Consider the following 17,599-nt stretch of genomic DNA (forward strand, 5'->3'; position numbering starts at 1 on the left):
CGAATCCCGCGGGTCAGGACACGCGCAGTGCCGTGCCGCCCCCGCGCCAGGCACCGAGCAGCGTCGCCGCCAGCCGGTCCTCCAGGTGGGTGGTCGCGCGGATCCCGAACACCACGTCGGCCTCCAGCTCCGGCTCGCTCTCCAGCAGCCCGCCGACGACGTCGTGCCGTACGACCTGCTCGTGCACTGCGTCCGCCTCCACGTGCTCGGCGTAGAACCGCACGGCCGCCGGGCCCGCGTCCACCCGGCCCAGGGCCTCGGCGAGGCGGCGCGAGGCCGGCGATGAGGTGACCTCGACGGCGGCGAAGTGCCCGATGAGCGCCGCGCGCCGCGCCCGGTGCAGCCCGAGCAGGGACATCAGGTTGACGGTGGCCAGCGCCTCGGCGGGCGCCGCGTCCACGTAGTGCCCGTACGCCGTCTCCAGCCCGAGGTCCGCCATCAGGTCGGCGAACAGCTGGGCGTGGATCTCGTCGGCGCGGCCGCCGCCGAACTCGTCGAACTCGACGGCGACCATGGCCGCCTTGGCCCGCCCGTGCAGCCGGGGGATGACCCAGGCGTGCGGGTCGGCCTCCTTGAGGTGGTAGAGCGAGCGCAGTGCCGCGTATTCGCGCAGGTGGCCGAGGTCGCCCCGGTCGCGCAGGAAGTGCGAGACGCTGCCGGGGGCGTCCACCGGTTCGACCTGGAGCTCGTCCAGCGCATCACCGGCCGTGTCGGTGCCGTCGACCGGCACGTCCCGGCGCAGCGCGCCCAGGAAGCGGTCCTCCAGCGCCGCGCGGTACGTCAGCAGCCCGCCGTCCCATTCGAGGTGCTCGGGCACGTCCTGGAAGCCCTCGTAGTGCAGCTCGTAGAGGACGTAGAGGGCCAGTTGCAGGTCGTCGCCGTACGGGTCGGCGCCTTCGGGGGAGGGCAGGTTCGTAGCGTCCCGCGAGCCGCTGAGCAGGGCCGTCACGGCCGAGGAGAGCGTGCCGCGGGGTGCGGGCAGCGGGGGCGGCCGGTGTCGTGACTGCTGTCGGGGGCGGGCCTGGCTCACGTGGCCCCGCTCTCGCCGGTGCGCGGGGCGCGGCGCCGGTGGCTGGTGTCGCACCAGGGGAAGATTCGGCTGCGGCGGCAGGTGCAGATCGCCACGGTGAACCGGTCGGAGGCCGTCACCTCGCCGTTCTCGCCCACCACTTCGACCGGCCCCTCGACCAGCAGCGGTCCGTCGCGCTGCACGCGGACGCGGACCGGGCGGGGGCGTTCAGGTGTGTTCGGCACGGATCACCACCAGCTCCTCCGTCGTCGTACCGTCGGCGGTCAGCCCCTGTCCGTTCAGCCAGGCCATCCGTGACCGCAGGACGTGGCCGAAGGGCAGCCGGGTCCGGTCGACGACCTTCCCGCGCAGCCCGGCGTCCGACAGGCGGGTCAGGGTGGCGCCGACGTCGCACAGATGCGAGTGGACGAGCAGCAGCGTCCCCGTCGGGCGCAGCAGCGTGGGCGCGGTGTCGCAGATGCGGTCGATCAGCTGCCGGCCGTCGTGCCCGGCGTCCCAGGCCCGTGCGGGGCCCCTGGGCGGACCGGCGTCGGGGGCGGGCACATAGGGCGGGTTGGAGAGCACCAGGTCGAAGCGGCGGCCGGGCACGGCCTCCGCCAGGTCGCCGTGGCGCACGCTGAGGGTCTGGCCGTTCAGCAGGGCGTTGCACCAGGTGGCGGCGAGCGCCCGCCAGGAGATGTCGACCGCGGTGACCCGGCCGCCGAGGCGTGCCGCCTCCACCGCGAGGATGCCGCTTCCGGTGCCGAGATCCAGTACGTCCGTCCAGGCCGTGACCCCTTCGCGGCGCATCGCACGCCCGAGGAGACGGCTGTCGGTCTGCGGGGGGTAGACGCCGCGGGGGACCCAGCAGCGCAGCGGAGGGGCGGCGGTGAGGGCGTCGGCCGTCATGAACACCTTCCTCGGCCTCGTCAGACGGGGGCCCGCAACGGCGACACGGACAGGGCCCGTGCCACTCCGTGCAGGTTGTCGGCCATGGCCTGACCGGTGCGGTGCGCCCAGTCCCGGCCGCGCTGCTCCTCCAGGTAGTCGGGTCCGGGGCCCGGGCCGAGGTGCCAGTACGTCCACGCCTGGCCCGGAATCGTGAAGCCGATGTCGGCGAGCGCGCCGGAGATCTCGCTGATGACGTGGTGGGCGCCGTCCTCGTTGCCGGTGACCACGACGCCGGCCACCCGGTTGTAGGCGACGGGACGCTCCTCGTCGTCCGTCTCGGACATCATCGCGTTCATGCGCTCCAGCACCCGCTGGGCCACCGACGACGGCCGGCCCAGCCAGGTCGGAGAGGCGATGATCAGGATCTCCGAATCCAGGATCCGCGCCTGGACCCGGGGCCACTCGTCGCCGTCACCGGCGTCGGTGACCACGCCGGGGGCGAGCTGGAGGTCGACGGCCCGTACCGAGCCCACCTCCACGTCCCGCTCGGCGAGCCGGCGCGCCACCACCGAGGCCAGTGCCTCGGTGTTGGAGGGTTCGGGAGACTTCTTGAGGGTGCAGTTGATGACGAGTGCCTTCACCGTCGCTCCGAGGTCGGTGGGTACGTCGGTCCTCGCCGGGGACGACTGCTCAGTCCTCGCCCCGGACGATGTTCCACTCCGCGATCGGGCGGGCCGGGCCGCGCGAGCCGGTGTCCTCCACGGCGGCGACACAGGTGCGTATCGGCTTGCCTTCGCGCTGACGGGCGGCCTTCGTCCAGCCGGTCTCGGGCACGTGCAGGACTTTCTTCTTGAGGGTGCGCGCGGTCACGGCGCTTCAACTTCTCTCTGGTCTGTCCGAGGATGAGCCGGTTCCGGCTCTCGATGACGTGGGATCGGGTTCCCCGGGTAAATGACCGAAAACGTCGTAAAGCTCACAGCTCTCGCTTCTTCAGCGGCCGTACCGCGGGCCCCTGGAGGATGCTGCCGTCCGGCGCGAAACGGGAGCCGTGGCAGGGGCACTCCCACGCCTTTTCCGCGCGGTTGAAGGCCACGACGCAGCCCAGGTGGGTGCAGGTGGCGGAGACCGCCCGGAGCTGACCGTGCTCGTCGCGGCTCACGGCGTACTGGCCCGTGCCCACCCGCACCACGGCGCCCTCGCCCGGCGGGATGTCCTCCGGCGCCGGCCCGGTCAGCGGCGGTATCCGGTCACCGACGAAGTGCCGGGCCACCTGGGCCTGGTGCTTCAGGAACGCCCCGCCCTCGCGCATCACGGAGGCCAGCCGGCGCGGGTCGTACAGGCCGCTGAACTCGACCTCGTGTCCGGTCACCAGGTCGCCGAGCAGGCGGCCCGCCATGATGCCGCCGCTCAGACCCCAGCCGCCGAACCCGGTCGCCACATAGGTGTGACGGCTGCCGGGGTGCAGGGGGCCGACGAGCGGGACCGAGTCGGTGGAGTCGTTGTCCTGGGTGGCCCAGCGGTGGGTGAGCTCGACCCCGGGGAAGCGGCTCTCGGCCCAGCCGGACAGCCGGGCGAACCGCTTCTCGACGTCGGCGGCGCCGGGAGTGAAGTGCTCCCCGGTGACGATCAGCAGGCGCCCGCCGGAGTCGAGGGGTGCCGTGCGCACGGAGCGCGTGTCCTGCTCCGGGGTGATGTACATGTCGCGCGGGGCGTGCTCCTCGTCGATCACGCCGGCCACGACCAGTTCCCGGCGCGGCGAGAGCCGGGTGAAGAGCAGGGCCCGGTCGAAGATCGGGTAGTGCGTGGCGATCACGACGTCACGGGCGCGCACCGACACGCCCGCGTCGGTCGACAGCACACAGGGTTCGCCCTCGTCGAGCCCGACGACCCGGGTGTCCTCGTACACCGAGCCGCCGTGCCGGCGCAGGTCGTCGGCGAGCGCCAGCAGGTACTTCCGGGGATGGAACTGGGCCTGTCCGCTCACCCGGACCGCGCCGGCGACCGCGAAGGGCAGCTCCGTCTCGGTGACGAACTCGGCCGGCAGCCCCGCCTCCCGTGCCGCCTCCGCCTCCGCCCGCAGTTCCGCGACGCGCCGAGGGTCCTCGGCGTAGGTGAGGGCCGCGGCGTCCTCCCACTCGCAGTCGACGCCGAGCTCGGCCGCGGTCTCGGCGGCGTGCCGGATCGCGTCCGACTGGGAGCGCGCGTACAGCCGGGCGCCCTCGGGGCCGCGGCTGCGGCGCAGACGGTCGTAGATCAGGGTGTGCAGGGCGGTGAGCTTGGCGGTTGTGTGCCCGGTGACGCCGGCGGCGAGGCGCCCCGCCTCCAGGACGGCGACCTCGCGTCCCCGCCGGGCCAGTTCCCAGGCCGTGCTCAGCCCCGCGATGCCGCCGCCGACCACGGCGACGTCGACGGTGAGGTCGCCGGCCGGTGGGGGAGCGGGCGCGCCGGGCGGCGCGGTCTCGAGCCAGTGGGACCCGCGGAACTCTCTCTCGGCGTTCATGGCCGCCGAGTTGCCCCCTTCGTGAAACTGACACGCGGACCGAGTCGGCCGACGATCGTTTACGCCGCCTTTCCCGGGTACCCGGCGCCTCGTAGACGCGCGGGGCCGGCCCACCGGCGGCCGAGCCCCCCACGAGCGGACCAGGAGGGATCGATGAGCACGGTCAAGGAAACGGTCGACGTGGAGGTCCCGCTCCGCAGGGCCTACGACCAGTGGACCCAGTTCGAGAACTTCCCGAATTTCATGGAGGGCGTCGACGAGGTCACCCAGCTCGACGACCGGCACAACCACTGGACCACCAGCATCGGCGGGGTGCGGCGCGAGTTCGACACGGAGATCGTCGACCAGCTGGCCGACGACCGGATCACCTGGCGTTCCGTCGGCGGTGACACCCAGCAGCGCGGGTCGGTCCGGTTCGAGCGGCTGGACGACACGCACACCCGGGTGGAGCTCACGATGGACGTCGAGCCGACCGGAGCCGCCGAGAAGGGCGCGGACGCGCTCGGTGTGATCAACCACCGGGTGAAGGGGGACATGCGCCGCTTCAAGGACTACATCGAGAGCGGCGGCGGCGAAGCCGGCGGCTGGCGCGGCCGGATCCGCCCGCAGGACCCGGGCATGACCCTCTGACGAAGCGGACATCCCGGCCGGCCCCGCGGGTTTCGCGGGGCCGGCGGGCGTCGGCAGGCGAACCGCTCACGATCCGGGCGCGGTGGAGAGAAACCCGGCAAGACCCTCCAGGCACCGGTCCACATCGTCCGCGGTGTTGTAGGGAGCCAGGCCCACCCGCAGCGCCGGGTTCTCGATCTTCAGGGCGGTGAAGGGCTCGTAGGCGTAGAAGGACCCCGCCGGCGCCACCACGCCCCGAGCGGCCAGGTGGGTCTGGGCGTCGCGGGCGTCGAGGCCTTCGAGGGTCATCAGGAGGGTCGGGGTGCGGTCGGCGGCCTTCGAGTGCAGGGTGACCGCGTCGCCCAACTCCCGCAGGCCGTCCTGGAGTCGGGTCCGCAGGGTCCGCTCGTGCGCGTGCAGGGCGGCCAGCGAGTGCGCCAGCCGTTCCCGGCGCCCGGCCCCCGGGCCCGGGTCGGCCGCCGCGAGGAAGTCGACGGCCGCGGTGGCGCCCGCCAGGATCTCGTACGGCAGGGTGCCGAACTCGAAGCGCTCCGGGACGGTGTCGGGGGAGGGCAGGAGCTTGTCCGGGCGCAGGGTGCCGAGGAGTTCGGGGTCCGCCGCGAGCACCCCGCAGTGCGGTCCGAGGAACTTGTACGGCGAGCACACGAACAGGTCGGCGCCGAGCGCGGGCACGTCCACCGGATGGTGCGCGGCGAAGTGGACGCCGTCCACGTACACCAGGGCGCCGACCTCGTGGGCCCGGTCGGCGATGCGGCGCAGGGGCGGCTTGGTGCCGAGCACGTTGGAGGCCGCCGTGACCGCGACCAGCCGGGTCCGGGGCGTCAGCGCCCGTTCGTAGGTGCCGAGGTCCAGCTCGGTCGTCTCCGGGTCGATCTCGATCCAGCGGACCGTCACCCCGGCCCGCACGGCCGCCTGGAGCCAGGGCCGGACGTTGGAGTCGTGGTCCAGCCGGCTGACGACGATCTCGTCGCCCGCGCGCCAGGTCTTGGCGAGGTGCCGGGAGAAGTCGTACGTCAGCTGGGTGGCGCTGCGGCCGTGGACGACGCCGTTCGCGGGCACGTTCAGGAAGTCGGCGTACGCGGCGCGGAAGTCCGCCACGGCGCGCTCGGCGTTGATCTCGGACGGGCTGACGCCGCCCCGGTTGGACAGCGGGCCGGTGAGCGTCGCGGCGATGGCGTCGGCGACCTGGCGGGGGGTCTGCGTCCCGCCCGGACCGTCGAAGAAGGCGAGCCCGCTCTCCAGGGAGGGGAAGTGGGCCCGCAGGGCGGTGACGTCGATGGCCATGCTCTCGGCTTTCTGTCGGACGGGGTGCTGCGCGCCGGGGGTTCTGGACCTCGGTGCCCCTACCCTGGCCGCGGCCTCGCGCCACGTAAAGCGAGGGACCGCGAGGACCGGGCTAGGATCCGGCCCATGGCGCTGACCGTGAACGACGTGGACCGGTTCGAGGCGGCGAGGCCCCGTCTGGAGGCCATCGCCTACCGTCTGCTCGGCTCGGCGAGCGAGGCCGAGGACGCCGTGCAGGAGACGTTCCTGCGCTGGCAGTCCGCCGACGTCGAGCGGGTCGAGGTCCCCGAGGCGTGGCTGACCAAGGTGCTCACCAACCTGTGCCTCAACCAGCTCACTTCGGCCCGCGCCCGCCGCGAGACCTACGTCGGCCAGTGGCTCCCCGAGCCGCTGCTCGCCGGGGACCCGATGCTCGGCCCGGCCGACACCGCCGAGCAGCGCGAGTCGGTCTCCTACGCGGTCCTCGCCGTACTGGAGCGGCTGTCCCCGAACGAGCGGGCGGTGTACGTGCTGCGGGAGGCCTTCGACTACCCGCACCGTGAGATCGCCGGGATCCTCGACCTCACCGAGGCCGCCAGCCAGCAGATCCTGCACCGCGCGAAGAAGCACGTCGCGGCCGGCAAGGCCCGCACCGAGGTCGACGAGGCGGCCGCCCGGCGGATCATCGAGGAGTTCCTCGCCGCCGCCACCAGCGGTCGTACCGAGCCGCTGGTACGGCTGCTCACCGAGGACGCCGTCTCGATCGGCGACGGCGGCGGGAAGGTCCCGGCCCGCGCCAAGGCGTTCGAGGGCGCCCTCGCGGTCGCCAAGTTCATGCGGGGCCTGTTCAAGCCCAGCGAGGCCAAGCGCTCCCTGGTGGGCGGATCGCCCGAGGTCTACGCCACCGTCGCGAACGGCGACCCGGCGGTCGTGGCGGTCGTCGCCGGCCGGGTCGTCGGCGTCATGTGCCTTCAGGTGACCGCCGAGGGCATCGCCGGGTTCCGCAACCAGGTCAACCCGGACAAGCTCGAACGCGCGACGGAGCGGTGGGCGGCCACCGACCACGGGGAGCCCCTGCTCACCGCCTTCTGAGCCCCCGGTGCGAATGTGACCTGCTTCACATCGCACTTCTGTCAGGAATCTGCGGGCCGTCCGGTTCAAGGGGCGAACCCGCCGAAGACAGGAGTACGGACATGCAGCACCGCATCGTCGTCCTCGGGGCCGGATACTCCGGAGCCATCGCCGCCGGGCGCCTCGCCAAGCGGCTGCACCGCGAGGACGTCGCCATCACCCTCGTCAACGCCGAACCCGACTTCGTCGAGCGCGTACGGATGCACCAGCTCGCCGCCGGCCAGGACCTCAGGCCCCGGCCCTTCGCCGAGATGTTCGCGGGCACCGGCGTCGAACTGCGGCTCGCCAGGGTCACGGGCGTCGACGTCGACCGCCGCAGCGTCCGCCTGGCGAACGCGAACGGCGCCGGGGAACCGGACGCCGAGGAGCTGGCGTACGACACCCTCGTGTACGCCCTCGGCAGCGCCTGGAACGACCACGGTGTCCCCGGCGCCGCCGAGCACGCCCACCAGATCGCCGGCCGCCCCGGCGCGCTCCGGCTGCGCGAGCGCCTGGCCGCACTGGACGCCGGACAGCCCGTGGTCGTGGTGGGCGGCGGCCTCACCGGTCTGGAGGCCGTGACCGAGCTCGCCGAGGCCCGCCCCGACCTGGACGTCGCCCTCGTCGCCCGCGGCGGGCTCGGCGACTGGCTCTCGCCCAAGGGCGCCCGGCACCTGCGCAAGGTCTTCGAGCGGCTCGGCATCACCGTGCACGAGCACGCCGCCGTCACCGCCGTCGGACCGCACGACGTGACCACCGCCGACGGCACCACCATCCCGGCCGCGGTGACCGTCTGGACCACCGGTTTCGCCGTCCACCCGATCGCGCGGGCCACCGCCCTGGACGTCACTGGCACCGGACAGATCGTGGTCGACGCGACCATGCGCTCCGTCTCGCATCCGCAGGTGTACGCCATCGGCGACGCGGCCATGGCGATGGGCCCCGGCGACAAGCCGCTGCGCATGTCCTGCGCCTCCGGCACGCCCATGGCCTGGCAGGCCGCCGACTCCATCGCGGCCCGGCTGACCGGCGGCAAGCTCCCGAACGCGCCGCTGCGCTACTTCAACCAGTGCATCTCGCTGGGCCGCAAGGAGGGCCTGATCCAGTACGTCACCGCCGACGACCGCGCCGTGAACGCGGCCCTCACCGGCCGGTTCGCCGCCGCCTACAAGGAGTTGGTCTGCAAGGGCGCCGCCTGGGGCGTCGCCAACCCGACGATGGGCGTCCCCGCCCGACGCCGTCGCCTCGTACGGCAGCCGTCCCCGCAGGGCTCGGCGGTCGGCACGCGGGCCTGACGCGGCCGCGCGGCACGGGAGGGATACGAACGTCCTACTTCTCGTGCCGCCGGCGCACCATCTCGTCGATCCAGACGGGCGCGAACGGGGACGTGCAGCCCGGGGGCGTCGGGTAGTCCTTGAGCACCTGAAGGCGCTCCCCGATGCCGATCGCGCGTGCGCGGTACTCGGGGTGCTCGATCCCGATCTGGGCCAGGCAGTGGTTCATCGCCCACTGGAGACGCTCCGGGGCGTCCTTCATCCGTGCCTCGACGACGTCGAGCAGACCGGCGAGGTCGAGGCCCTCGGGCTTCTTCGCCACGCGCTCCGTGGTCAGCGCCCAGCCGGCGCTCGCGACCACCGGATCCGGGTCGGCGAACCAGGACAGGCGCAGCTCCTCGCAGTGCGGGCTCTTCTTCACCACGTAGTTGACGAGCCAGTCGTGCACCTTGGGGGTGCGGGCCTCGCGCAGCATGCCGTCCAGCTCGTCCCGCCCGAACGCCTTCGGCCGGCAGATCAGCAGGGCCAGCAGCCGCGCCGCGCTGTCGCCCGTCGCCCAGAGCCGGCCCGCGAGCTCCTGCTGGGTCTTCAGCCGCTTCGCGATCGCGCGCAGCTTGCCCAGGTTCACCCCGTGGTCGTCACCGTGCCGCTCGTTCACCGCGCGGGCCTTGGGATCCTCCAGCGCGGCCAGCTCGGCCATCACCTCGGACACGGTCGCCTCGGTCGACGTCGTCTCGGCCATGTCGGTCTCCTGTCCCTCGCGTGCGGGGACAGCCTAGGACGGAGGCCGGACGCCCGAGGAGGCGCGGTACGCGCCCGGTCGCGACCCGCGCGGATCAGGGCCGGACGAGGACCTTCAGAGCCTCGCGGTCGTTCATCGCGCGGTAGCCGTCGGCGATGTCCTCCAGGTCCAGCGTGCGGTCGAAGACACGGCCGGGCCGGACCTGGCCGTCGAGGACGTACGGCATCAGCTCCTCGATGTAGGCGCGCGCCGGGGCGACGCCGCCGGTGAGGGTGATGTTGCGCAGGAAGTCGCCGAACCCGAACGGCACGTCCGTGAACTGGGGGGCGCCGACCCGGCTGATCGTGCCGCCGTCACGCACCACGCCGAAGCTCTGCACGATGGCGTCCTTGAGGCCCACGCACTCCAGGACCCGGCGGGTGCCCTCCCCGCCGGTCAGCTCCCGCACCCGGGCGATGCCCTCCTCGCCGCGCTCGGCGACCACGTCGGTGGCGCCGAACTCGCGGCCCAGGTCGGTGCGTACCCGGTGGCGTCCCATCAGGATGATCTGCTCCGCGCCCAGCAGCCGGGCGGAGATCACGGCGGCCAGTCCCACGGCGCCGTCGCCGATGACGGTGACGCTGTCGCCGCGGGTCACGCCCGCGGTGCGGGCCGCGTGGTAGCCGGTGCACAGGACGTCGGACAGGGTCAGCAGGTCCGGCAGCAGCTCGGAGTCCTCGCCGACCGGCAGCTTGACCAGCGTGCCGTCCGCGTAGGGGACTCGGACGAACTGGCCCTGGCCGCCGTCGACGCCGTTCATCCCCCACTGTCCGCCGTGCACACAGGACGTCTGGAGGCCCTCGCGGCAGTACGCGCAGGTGTTGTCCGAGTAGACGAACGGGGCCACCACCATGTCGCCGCGCCGCAGGCCGCGCACCTCGGAGCCGGCCTCCTCGACCATGCCGAGGAACTCGTGGCCCATGTGCCGGGGGTCGTCGGTGGGCGGCAGCGACTTGTACGGCCACAGGTCGCTGCCGCAGATGCAGGACAGCACGATGCGTACGAGCGTGTCGGTCGGGCGCTGGATCTTCGGGTCGGCGACGTCCTCGACGCGGATGTCGTCGGCCGCGTGGAGCAGGGTGGCGCGCATGCGCGCAACCTCCTTCGGTGGATCGGGGCGGATCGGGACGGGACGGTGGCGAGGTCCTCAGCGCGGGTCGAGCCGGAGCGTGGCGGCGCGCGCCTCGTCGGTCAGGACGGCGTCGACGATGCTGGTGTAACGCCCGTACTTGGCCCGGTAGGCGGCGTCCACGGCCGCGTGCACATCGGCGTCGGCCTCCCGGAAGACGACGTCCTGCCGCACCCCGCCGGCCCGGACACGGCCCTGGTGACGGGAGCGCGCGCCCCGGTACCAGGGTCCGCCGCTGCCCTTCACCGAGCGCACGTACAGGTGGTCGCCGGTGCGCACCACCCACATGGTGACGGGGTCCCGCAGCGTCCCGTCGGCCCGTTCGGACTCGAGGGCGAGTTCCTCGGCGGTACCGATCTTCTCCAGGTCCGCGCTGGTCCACTGCGTCATCGTCGTGTCACGTCTCCAGAACCCGGCGCTTCTGCTCCTCGAACTCCGCCTCGGTGAGCACGCCCTGCGCCTTGAGGTCGCCGAGCTGCTTCAGCTGGTCGATCCGGTCGGTCATCTCGTCGGCGGTCGACTGGGCCGTCGGCGGCTGGGCGGAGGACGCCGGTCGGGGCGAGGACGCGGCGTACGGGTCCTGTTGCTGTGCCGCCCAGCGCCCCTGCTGGCGACGTGTCACACGGTTGGACACCGCGGTCGCCGTACCGGCGACGACGGCGGTGCGCGCGACTCCGCGGATGAGACCTGGCATGACCGTTCCCCTTCCGTACCTCAGCCGTCGTCGGTGGCCGTCGGGCCGATCAGGCCTCGGCCGCGTCGAGCGCGGCGACGAGGTCGGGCACCGGGATCCGCCCGGAGGCGACCAGCCGGGCGCCGCTACGGCGCAGAGCGGCGCTGAACGGAGCGGCCCAGCGGTTCTCGTAGACCACGATGCCGGCCGAACTGCCCGGCTCCAGCGCGGTGGCCGCCTCGTCGATGTCGTCCTGGCCCAGCAGCCCGGACGAGGCGCCCTCGAAGACGGACAGGTCGAGTTCGCCGTCGCCGGTGAGGTCGGCGATCTCCAGGCCGGTCACGGACCCGTCCTCGTCCTTCCTGACGAACAGCAGGTCCAGGATCCGGATGAGGCCGCGGTCCACGAGGTCGACCAGGAGGGGGAACCCCTCGCCGGTCATCCGGTTGCCGGGGAACTCCACGACCAGGTAGTCGATCGGGCCCACTTCTTCGAGTGCGTCGGTCACGGTGCCACCTCGGTGCTCACGGCTTGCCGACGCCCGCACGGGGCGCCACTTCCCCCAATTGCATCACCGGGCCCCGGACCTCGCATTTCGGGACGAGACGCCCGTATCCGAGCCGTGGGCGATCACCGGGTCTGCCCGAATCGCCGCGCTCAGGCCTCTTCCATGGCCTCGCCGAACTCGCGCAGCATCTGGTTGTGATGGCTGTGGGCGAGCTGGTGCCCGACCCCCAGGACCAGCGCGACCGGCCACTCGATGATCTCGAAGGCGGCCAGTGCGCCGACACCCGCGAGAAAGGCCAGCTGCTCGACGGGCGGCAGTTCGATGTGCGTGCCGAACACATCGAACGTCACGCTGTGCCGGGCGACGGCCTGCTCGGCCGCCGCACCGGGACCGGCGGGCGTCGCGTGCCCGTCCGGGTCGCCCTGCCTCAGCGGACGGACCCCCTGAGGAGAAACAGTCGACGCGTCCATGGCCGCCATCCGATCCACCGCCGACCGCGGACAGCCGTGCCGGCGATGCGTTTTGGCACGTTTTCCCTACCTGTCAACCGTATCCAGGCCGCACGGATGACGCACCCGCCGTCTCACTGGTCCGAGTAGCCGATGTCCCCGACGGTCCAGGCGCTCACGTCCTCCAGCGCCACCCGGTACATGCCTCCCGTGTCGGGGATGCCGAAGCTGCCCTGGAGAATCCGGGCGAGGTGGAAGTGGAGATACGTGGGCCGCTCGTCGTCCTCCGGCTTGCCGGCGCCGCTGTCCTGGGACGGGGCGAACGCGGCGGCGAATCGCCTCAGGTGCTCGGAGTCCCGCAGGACCTCGGCCACCCGCTCCTTCCACAGGGCTTCCGGCGCCAGCCGTCCCGTGATGACGGCTCCGGGAATCACCACGGTCAGGGACATCTGGCTGCTGTGCTGCGACTCCACCATCGCGGCGATCGCGACGAGCAGGTCGTCAGGGTTCGTCATGCCTCCGGAGCCTAGTCCGACGACGGCCGCCGGTGGGTGACGGGAGCCGAAGCGGCGTCACCAGCCCAGCGGGCCCTCGTCGGCTCGCGTCTCCCCGACGGGCGCGGCCGGCGGTACGTCGTGGCAGGTGAAGCCGAGCCGGGTCAGGGCCCGGCGCATCTCGCCCGACGTGAAGTCACGCCGGTTCTGCCGGGTGATCACTTCCCCGACCTGCATGACCGGGTAGACCTGCCGGCTGATCGTCACGGCCACGCCGGTGACCGGCTCGGGCGTGATCCCGCTCATCGAGTGCTCGACCTCGCTCTTGGTCAGGTCGAAGGGGAATCGGGCGATGACACAGCGCATGGATGCCTCCACAGGGTTGGGGGAGAAACACCGGAGGGATGACCGCGCGGCGACGGTCGGACGGCGGTAGGGCTCGGGACGACGGTCGGGAAGGGGAGCGGGGACGCCAGGGCCTGCTGGGGCTACGGGTTGTTCCTCGGCGTGGAACGGCGGGTCCGGGAGGCGGCACGTCCACCGGCACCACGGCCGGCGTCCTGCCCGCTGCCGCCCCGCCCGGCGGTCCGCGCGCTCCCGCCCCGGCCTGAGGCCTGTCCGCTGCCGCCCCGACCGGCGCCCCGGCCTCGACGACCACGGCCGCCGGCTCCGGTACGTCCGCTCTGCTCGCCCTGTTCGGCGGCCGGCGGGGTGACGACGACCGGCACGCCGGAGGGGGTCCGGGCGCCGGTGATGCGCTGTAGTTCGGCCTCGCCCGGGCGGACCCGGACGGAACGCGGGGTGATGCCGGCGTCGGCCATCAGACGGTCCATCGCGCGCCGCTGGTGCGGCAGGACGAGGGTGACGACGGTGCCGGACTCGCCGGCCCGGGCGGTACGGCCGCCGCGGTGCAGGTAGTCCTTGTGGTCGCCGGGCGGGTCGACGTTCACGACCAGGTCGAGGTCGTCGACGTGGATGCCGCGGGCGGCGACGTTGGTGGCCACCAGGACCGTGACACGGCCGTCCTTGAACCCGGCGAGGGTGCGGTTGCGCTGCGGCTGGGACTTGCCGCCGTGCAGTGCCGAGGCGCGCACACCGACGGACAGCAGGTGCTTGGCCAGCCGGTCGGCCGCGTGCTTGGTGTCCAGGAACATGATCACTCGCCCGTCGCGGGCGGCGATCTCGGTCGCGGTGGCGTGCTTGTCGTCGTCGTGGACGTGCAGCAGGTGGTGCGCCATGGTGCTGACGGCACCCGCGGACGGGTCGACGGAGTGCACCACGGGGTCGTGGAGGTAGCGGCGGACCAGAAGGTCGATGTTGCGGTCCAGGGTGGCCGAGAACAGCAACCGCTGGCCGTCGGCGCCGACTTGGTCGAGCAGCGCGGTCACCTGGGGCATGAAGCCCATGTCGGCCATCTGGTCGGCCTCGTCCAGGACGGTGACGGCGACCTGGTCCAGCCGGCAGTCACCGCGTTCGATGAGGTCCTTGAGCCGGCCCGGTGTCGCCACGACGACCTCGGCGCCGGCCCGCAGCGCACTCGCCTGGCGGCCGATCGCCATGCCGCCCACCACGGTGGCGAGCCGCAGGCGCAGGGCGCGGGCGTAGGGGGTGAGGGCGTCGGTGACCTGCTGGGCCAGTTCCCGGGTGGGGACGAGGACGAGGGCGAGCGGCTGCCGGGGCTGGGCCCGCTGTCCGTCCAGCCGGGCCAGTACGGGCAGGCCGAAGGCGAGCGTCTTGCCCGAGCCGGTGCGGCCGCGGCCGAGCACGTCCCGGCCGGCCAGCGCGTTGGGCAGCGTGGCCGCCTGGATCGGGAAGGGCACGGTCACGCCCTCAGTGCCGAGCGCGGCCAACAGACGGGCGGGCAGGTCGAGTTCGGTGAACGACTCGACGGGCGGAAGCGGCTCGGTGAGGGTGACCGGCAGGGTGAATTCCTGCGGGCGGGGAGCTGAACGTGCGCGGGGGTTCTGCCGACCGGCCCCCTGGGCACGGAAGCGGCCGCCGCGAGCGCGGGTGCGGTTCAATGAGGAACCTTCCTCGATCCGGCGTATCGAGGAATTCTGCCCAGCGGTGATGAGCCGCACGCGGATTCACATGGATAAGCCGAGGCAAATACGAAAGGCAGCTCGGCTCGTGAGCCGGGGCTGCCAACTATCCGGAAACTCCGGTGACTCCGGCCCGTCCCGGGGGTCCCGGTGGCTCGGAGAAAACAATGGGCTGGGGCCCGCACCCCAAGAGCGCGGGCCCCAGCCTCATGTCGCGTCAGCGTCAGGCGGGAACGATGTTCTCGGCCTGCGGGCCCTTCTGGCCCTGCGTGACATCGAAGGTAACCTTCTGGCCTTCCTGAAGCTCGCGGAAGCCGGAGGTGGCGATGTTCGAGTAGTGGGCGAACACGTCAGCGCCGCCGCCGTCCTGCTCGATGAAGCCGAAGCCCTTTTCCGCGTTGAACCACTTCACGGTGCCAGATGCCATATTGAATCTCCCTTGGGGGGCAGTGCCGGACTCCGCACTTTACGGATCCGAGTCGCCGCGATGATCACCCCTCCGGAAAGATCCGGAAAGCTCTGCAAAGAAACAAGTCTCTGGCAACCAAAACTGCAACTGCTATCACGCTAACACAGCTCGCTTGCAAGCTGCCTGCGGGTTTTCGGGATCGTTCACACATTCTCATCCCCGCACAGCCCGTAAGTCTATACCGGCGGGACTAGATATTCGCGACCGGACGGCCGCCGTGCTCGTCCAGCCGCCGGCGCATCTCCCGGTTCAGGCGGAGGGCGTCGTCGAGCTGGTCCTCCAGGGAGACGATGCGGCACGCGGCCTCGATGGGCGTGCCCTGGTCGACGAGCTCACGGGCGCGGGCGGCGATGCGCAGCTGGCGGCGGGAGTACCGCCGGTGACCGCCCTCCGAACGCAGCGGGGTGATCAACTCGGCTTCGCCGACGGCCCGGAGGAACGCGGGTGTGGTGCCGAGAACGTCGGCGGCCCGCCCCATGGTGTAGGCGGGGTAGTCGTCGTCGTCGAGGTTCCCGGCGACGGGGGCGTTCTCAGCGGGCATGGCACCTTCGTTTCGGGGATGCGGCAAGGGACCCGGGCGTGCGCGGCACCCGTGCTCCGAAGGGTTCAGCACCATCTGCCTCGTGGGACAACCCTAACTCCGACGGGCGAGCAGATGTGTCCTCGCCGTATCAGACTTTCCCCTCCGGCGACCCGCGAACCTCGAACGGCCACCGACGTCATCAGGGCGGACGGACTTGGGGAAAACCCGAGGTCCCGCGTGCCATTCCGGTGAACGACGACACAGCCCGCCGGGTGATCCACCGAGGGCGTTTCGTTCGCGGGGCGCCTCCGGCGGGCGCTCTACCCTCGGCCCGTGGGACAACCCGAGCTGCGCGCCGAGGGCGCGGGACCGTTCACCACCCGGCTCACCTGGCGGCCCCCCGGCGGCGGCACCGCCGTATGGGAGTCACGGCTCGCCCGCCGGCGCGGGGTCATCGCCGTGCGCCCGCCGGGCGCGCCCACCAGCCGGCACACCCGGGCCGACGCGGTCGCGCTGCGCCGGCTGCGTTGGCTCAACGCCACCGCCGCGACCGCCTTCGTCATCGGCGGGGCCCTGTTCGCGGCCGGCGCCGGCGTCGCCGAACTCGGCTCCGGCGACGCCACGACCTGCGCCACGATCTACTTCGTCGGCGGCCTCTTCTTCAACACCGGCGGCTATGTCTCCCTGCTCCAGGTCGTCGACGCGCCCCGGCACGTGCCCGGTGGCGAAGGGCGACTGGTCACCCGGCGCTGGCGCTGGTGGAGCTACGAGCCGGCGCGGGTGGACTGGCTGAGCGCGTTCGTCCTGTTCGCGGGCACCGTCGTGTTCGCCGTCGACCTGCTGGACTCGTTCCTCCAGGGGCTGAGCGTCCGGCAGACCAACCGGCTGATCTGGGCCCCGGACGTGATCGGCTGCCTGCTCTTCCTGATCTCCGGCCACCTCGCCTTCGTCGAGATCTGCCACGGCCGGCTCTGCCTGCGCCGGCGCAGCCTCGGCTGGTGGATCGTCGCCGTGAACCAGTTCGGCTCGGTGCTCTTCATGGTCTCGGCGCTCGCCGCGTTCACCCGCCCCGCCACCGGCAGCGAGATCAACGCCGGCATCGCGAACTGGGCCACCCTCGTCGGCGCCTCCTGCTTCTCGCTCGGCGGCGTCCTCCAGCACGGCGAGCGTCCCTGAGGATCGCTTAGCCTTCGCGGCGTGACGATGATCTATGTGCTGGACGGCGGGCGGATTCGGACGCTGGAGGACTTCTGGCTGGTGATCGGCGAAGCGATCAACGGCCCGGGTGGCTACTTCGGACGGAACCTCGACGCGTTGAACGACTGCCTTCGAGGCGGGTTCGGCACGCCGGAGAACGATGACTTCACCGTGGAGTGGCACGACCACGCCGCCTCCCGGCGGGCCCTCGGACACGCGGAGACGGCCCGCCAACTGGAGATCAGGCTTGGGCGCTGCCATCCCGCGAACCGGCCTTCGGTGGCCGAGCGACTCGCCGCGGCCCGCGCGGGCGAGGGCCCGACGGTCTTCGACTGGCTCGTCGAGGTCTTCGAAGACCAGGTGCCGGGCGCTCTGGTGCTTCGCTGACAGCGGTCGGTCCAATGGCGTAGAAAATCGAACACGTGATTGAATTTGGCCATGCGACCGTTCCCCGACGATCTCGTCCAGGCACAGCAGGAGTGGAGCCACACCTACCGCCGGCTCGCCGAGCACCCCGGCCGGACCGAGCTGCGCCGGCGCCTGTACCGGCTGTCGACCGCGGTCCTCTTCCACCCGTACTGGCAGGAGCGCGGTAGATCGGCGGCGGCGTGGTGGGAACTGCGGAGTCTGGCGCGAGGGGAGAGGACCTGGGGGTGA

24 protein-coding genes are annotated in these 17,599 nt (G+C 72.4%); 6 read left to right on the plus strand and 18 right to left on the minus strand.

Annotation, left to right across the window (positions count from 1 at the left end; genetic code table 11):
* Window positions 1–13 precede the first annotated feature (13 nt).
* From ACIQWG_RS22355 to ACIQWG_RS22380, 6 genes are all read right to left on the minus strand, one after another.
* Window positions 14–1,030, minus strand: a complete 1,017-nt coding sequence (locus ACIQWG_RS22355) for an iron-containing redox enzyme family protein (RefSeq protein ID WP_404098505.1) — start codon at window positions 1,028–1,030, stop codon at window positions 14–16.
* Window positions 1,027–1,254, minus strand: a complete 228-nt coding sequence (locus ACIQWG_RS22360; protein ID WP_404098507.1) for a CDGSH iron-sulfur domain-containing protein — start codon at window positions 1,252–1,254, stop codon at window positions 1,027–1,029. Before ACIQWG_RS22360 ends, ACIQWG_RS22355 begins: the two co-directional genes overlap by 4 nt.
* Entirely contained in the window at window positions 1,238–1,918 is a 681-nt protein-coding gene (locus tag ACIQWG_RS22365; protein ID WP_404098509.1) for a HemK2/MTQ2 family protein methyltransferase, read from the minus strand. Before ACIQWG_RS22365 ends, ACIQWG_RS22360 begins: the two co-directional genes overlap by 17 nt.
* 20 nt (window positions 1,919–1,938) lie before the next feature.
* Entirely contained in the window at window positions 1,939–2,541 is a 603-nt protein-coding gene (locus ACIQWG_RS22370; protein WP_404098512.1) for a flavodoxin family protein, read from the minus strand.
* A 49-nt stretch (window positions 2,542–2,590) separates the two neighbouring features.
* Window positions 2,591–2,770 carry a hypothetical protein gene (locus ACIQWG_RS22375; protein ID WP_404098515.1) on the minus strand — a complete coding sequence of 60 codons (180 nt, stop codon included), beginning with the start codon at window positions 2,768–2,770 and terminating at the stop codon, window positions 2,591–2,593.
* A 103-nt stretch (window positions 2,771–2,873) separates the two neighbouring features.
* Entirely contained in the window at window positions 2,874–4,400 is a 1,527-nt protein-coding gene (locus tag ACIQWG_RS22380) for an FAD-dependent oxidoreductase (protein WP_404098518.1), read from the minus strand.
* Between the two features lie 153 nt (window positions 4,401–4,553).
* Here ACIQWG_RS22380 and ACIQWG_RS22385 point away from each other — a divergent pair, with 153 nt between their 5' ends.
* The gene (locus ACIQWG_RS22385; RefSeq protein WP_404098521.1) at window positions 4,554–5,030 is read left to right on the plus strand and encodes an SRPBCC family protein; all 477 of its coding nucleotides are present in this window, start codon (window positions 4,554–4,556) and stop codon (window positions 5,028–5,030) included.
* A 66-nt stretch (window positions 5,031–5,096) separates the two neighbouring features.
* Here ACIQWG_RS22385 and ACIQWG_RS22390 read toward each other — a convergent pair whose 3' ends face one another.
* Window positions 5,097–6,314, minus strand: coding sequence for a cysteine desulfurase-like protein (locus tag ACIQWG_RS22390; RefSeq protein ID WP_404098524.1), 1,218 nt, complete (start codon window positions 6,312–6,314; stop codon window positions 5,097–5,099).
* Window positions 6,315–6,440: 126 nt separating this feature from the next.
* On the opposite strand from ACIQWG_RS22390, the gene sigJ reads away from it, so the two are divergent.
* Together sigJ and ACIQWG_RS22400 are read left to right on the plus strand one after the other, a co-directional pair.
* Window positions 6,441–7,385: an RNA polymerase sigma factor SigJ gene (gene sigJ, locus ACIQWG_RS22395; protein ID WP_404098527.1), complete on the plus strand. Its 945-nt coding sequence runs from the start codon at window positions 6,441–6,443 to the stop codon at window positions 7,383–7,385.
* Window positions 7,386–7,486: 101 nt separating this feature from the next.
* On the plus strand, window positions 7,487–8,698 hold the full coding sequence (locus ACIQWG_RS22400) for an NAD(P)/FAD-dependent oxidoreductase (RefSeq protein ID WP_404098530.1): 1,212 nt from the start codon (window positions 7,487–7,489) through the stop codon (window positions 8,696–8,698).
* 34 nt (window positions 8,699–8,732) lie between these two features.
* Here ACIQWG_RS22400 and ACIQWG_RS22405 read toward each other — a convergent pair whose 3' ends face one another.
* The 11 genes from ACIQWG_RS22405 to ACIQWG_RS22455 form a co-directional block, all read right to left on the minus strand.
* Window positions 8,733–9,419, minus strand: coding sequence for a DNA alkylation repair protein (locus ACIQWG_RS22405; protein ID WP_404098533.1), 687 nt, complete (start codon window positions 9,417–9,419; stop codon window positions 8,733–8,735).
* A gap of 94 nt (window positions 9,420–9,513) precedes the next feature.
* On the minus strand, window positions 9,514–10,548 hold the full coding sequence (locus ACIQWG_RS22410; protein WP_404098536.1) for a zinc-dependent alcohol dehydrogenase family protein: 1,035 nt from the start codon (window positions 10,546–10,548) through the stop codon (window positions 9,514–9,516).
* Window positions 10,549–10,605: 57 nt separating this feature from the next.
* Window positions 10,606–10,977 (minus strand): DUF2255 family protein, encoded by a 372-nt coding sequence (locus tag ACIQWG_RS22415; RefSeq protein ID WP_404098539.1) that lies wholly within the window; start codon window positions 10,975–10,977, stop codon window positions 10,606–10,608.
* A gap of 7 nt (window positions 10,978–10,984) precedes the next feature.
* The gene (locus ACIQWG_RS22420) at window positions 10,985–11,281 is read right to left on the minus strand and encodes an SHOCT domain-containing protein (protein WP_404098542.1); all 297 of its coding nucleotides are present in this window, start codon (window positions 11,279–11,281) and stop codon (window positions 10,985–10,987) included.
* 49 nt (window positions 11,282–11,330) lie between these two features.
* On the minus strand, window positions 11,331–11,702 hold the full coding sequence (locus ACIQWG_RS22425; RefSeq protein WP_404099395.1) for a DUF6325 family protein: 372 nt from the start codon (window positions 11,700–11,702) through the stop codon (window positions 11,331–11,333).
* A 215-nt stretch (window positions 11,703–11,917) separates the two neighbouring features.
* Window positions 11,918–12,238 (minus strand): hypothetical protein, encoded by a 321-nt coding sequence (locus ACIQWG_RS22430; protein WP_404098545.1) that lies wholly within the window; start codon window positions 12,236–12,238, stop codon window positions 11,918–11,920.
* A gap of 113 nt (window positions 12,239–12,351) precedes the next feature.
* Window positions 12,352–12,732 carry a hypothetical protein gene (locus tag ACIQWG_RS22435; RefSeq protein ID WP_404098547.1) on the minus strand — a complete coding sequence of 127 codons (381 nt, stop codon included), beginning with the start codon at window positions 12,730–12,732 and terminating at the stop codon, window positions 12,352–12,354.
* Window positions 12,733–12,789: 57 nt separating this feature from the next.
* Window positions 12,790–13,077 (minus strand): SCO5918 family protein, encoded by a 288-nt coding sequence (locus ACIQWG_RS22440; RefSeq protein ID WP_404098550.1) that lies wholly within the window; start codon window positions 13,075–13,077, stop codon window positions 12,790–12,792.
* Window positions 13,078–13,199: 122 nt separating this feature from the next.
* On the minus strand, window positions 13,200–14,732 hold the full coding sequence (locus tag ACIQWG_RS22445; protein WP_404098552.1) for a DEAD/DEAH box helicase: 1,533 nt from the start codon (window positions 14,730–14,732) through the stop codon (window positions 13,200–13,202).
* 244 nt (window positions 14,733–14,976) lie between these two features.
* The gene (locus ACIQWG_RS22450) at window positions 14,977–15,180 is read right to left on the minus strand and encodes a cold-shock protein (protein WP_007383480.1); all 204 of its coding nucleotides are present in this window, start codon (window positions 15,178–15,180) and stop codon (window positions 14,977–14,979) included.
* Window positions 15,181–15,412: 232 nt separating this feature from the next.
* A complete protein-coding gene (locus tag ACIQWG_RS22455) occupies window positions 15,413–15,763 on the minus strand; it encodes a MerR family transcriptional regulator (RefSeq protein WP_404098555.1) in 351 nt (116 codons plus the stop codon).
* 315 nt (window positions 15,764–16,078) lie between these two features.
* On the opposite strand from ACIQWG_RS22455, the gene ACIQWG_RS22460 reads away from it, so the two are divergent.
* From ACIQWG_RS22460 to ACIQWG_RS22470, 3 genes are read left to right on the plus strand one after another with little or no spacing between them, the layout of a single operon-like run.
* The gene (locus ACIQWG_RS22460; protein ID WP_404098558.1) at window positions 16,079–16,921 is read left to right on the plus strand and encodes a hypothetical protein; all 843 of its coding nucleotides are present in this window, start codon (window positions 16,079–16,081) and stop codon (window positions 16,919–16,921) included.
* A 21-nt stretch (window positions 16,922–16,942) separates the two neighbouring features.
* A complete protein-coding gene (locus ACIQWG_RS22465) occupies window positions 16,943–17,329 on the plus strand; it encodes a barstar family protein (RefSeq protein WP_404098560.1) in 387 nt (128 codons plus the stop codon).
* 51 nt (window positions 17,330–17,380) lie between these two features.
* Window positions 17,381–17,599: a hypothetical protein gene (locus ACIQWG_RS22470; protein WP_404098562.1), complete on the plus strand. Its 219-nt coding sequence runs from the start codon at window positions 17,381–17,383 to the stop codon at window positions 17,597–17,599.

This window comes from Streptomyces sp. NPDC098781, assembly GCF_044759995.1.
Taxonomy (GTDB): Bacteria; Actinomycetota; Actinomycetes; order Streptomycetales; family Streptomycetaceae; genus Streptomyces.

Bases quoted from the DNA above. Each gene is read 5' to 3' on its own strand.
- ACIQWG_RS22365 (WP_404098509.1), bottom strand. From the start codon at position 1,918: ATGACGGCCGACGCCCTCACCGCCGCCCCTCCGCTGCGCTGCTGGGTC.
- ACIQWG_RS22380 (WP_404098518.1), bottom strand. From the start codon at position 4,400: ATGAACGCCGAGAGAGAGTTCCGCGGGTCCCACTGGCTCGAGACCGCG.
- ACIQWG_RS22385 (WP_404098521.1), top strand. From the start codon at position 4,554: ATGAGCACGGTCAAGGAAACGGTCGACGTGGAGGTCCCGCTCCGCAGG.
- ACIQWG_RS22390 (WP_404098524.1), bottom strand. From the start codon at position 6,314: ATGGCCATCGACGTCACCGCCCTGCGGGCCCACTTCCCCTCCCTGGAG.
- sigJ (WP_404098527.1), top strand. From the start codon at position 6,441: ATGGCGCTGACCGTGAACGACGTGGACCGGTTCGAGGCGGCGAGGCCC.
- ACIQWG_RS22400 (WP_404098530.1), top strand. From the start codon at position 7,487: ATGCAGCACCGCATCGTCGTCCTCGGGGCCGGATACTCCGGAGCCATC.
- ACIQWG_RS22405 (WP_404098533.1), bottom strand. From the start codon at position 9,419: ATGGCCGAGACGACGTCGACCGAGGCGACCGTGTCCGAGGTGATGGCC.
- ACIQWG_RS22410 (WP_404098536.1), bottom strand. From the start codon at position 10,548: ATGCGCGCCACCCTGCTCCACGCGGCCGACGACATCCGCGTCGAGGAC.
- ACIQWG_RS22415 (WP_404098539.1), bottom strand. From the start codon at position 10,977: ATGACGCAGTGGACCAGCGCGGACCTGGAGAAGATCGGTACCGCCGAG.
- ACIQWG_RS22420 (WP_404098542.1), bottom strand. From the start codon at position 11,281: ATGCCAGGTCTCATCCGCGGAGTCGCGCGCACCGCCGTCGTCGCCGGT.
- ACIQWG_RS22425 (WP_404099395.1), bottom strand. From the start codon at position 11,702: ATGACCGGCGAGGGGTTCCCCCTCCTGGTCGACCTCGTGGACCGCGGC.
- ACIQWG_RS22430 (WP_404098545.1), bottom strand. From the start codon at position 12,238: ATGGACGCGTCGACTGTTTCTCCTCAGGGGGTCCGTCCGCTGAGGCAG.
- ACIQWG_RS22435 (WP_404098547.1), bottom strand. From the start codon at position 12,732: ATGACGAACCCTGACGACCTGCTCGTCGCGATCGCCGCGATGGTGGAG.
- ACIQWG_RS22440 (WP_404098550.1), bottom strand. From the start codon at position 13,077: ATGCGCTGTGTCATCGCCCGATTCCCCTTCGACCTGACCAAGAGCGAG.
- ACIQWG_RS22450 (WP_007383480.1), bottom strand. From the start codon at position 15,180: ATGGCATCTGGCACCGTGAAGTGGTTCAACGCGGAAAAGGGCTTCGGC.
- ACIQWG_RS22455 (WP_404098555.1), bottom strand. From the start codon at position 15,763: ATGCCCGCTGAGAACGCCCCCGTCGCCGGGAACCTCGACGACGACGAC.
- ACIQWG_RS22470 (WP_404098562.1), top strand. From the start codon at position 17,381: ATGCGACCGTTCCCCGACGATCTCGTCCAGGCACAGCAGGAGTGGAGC.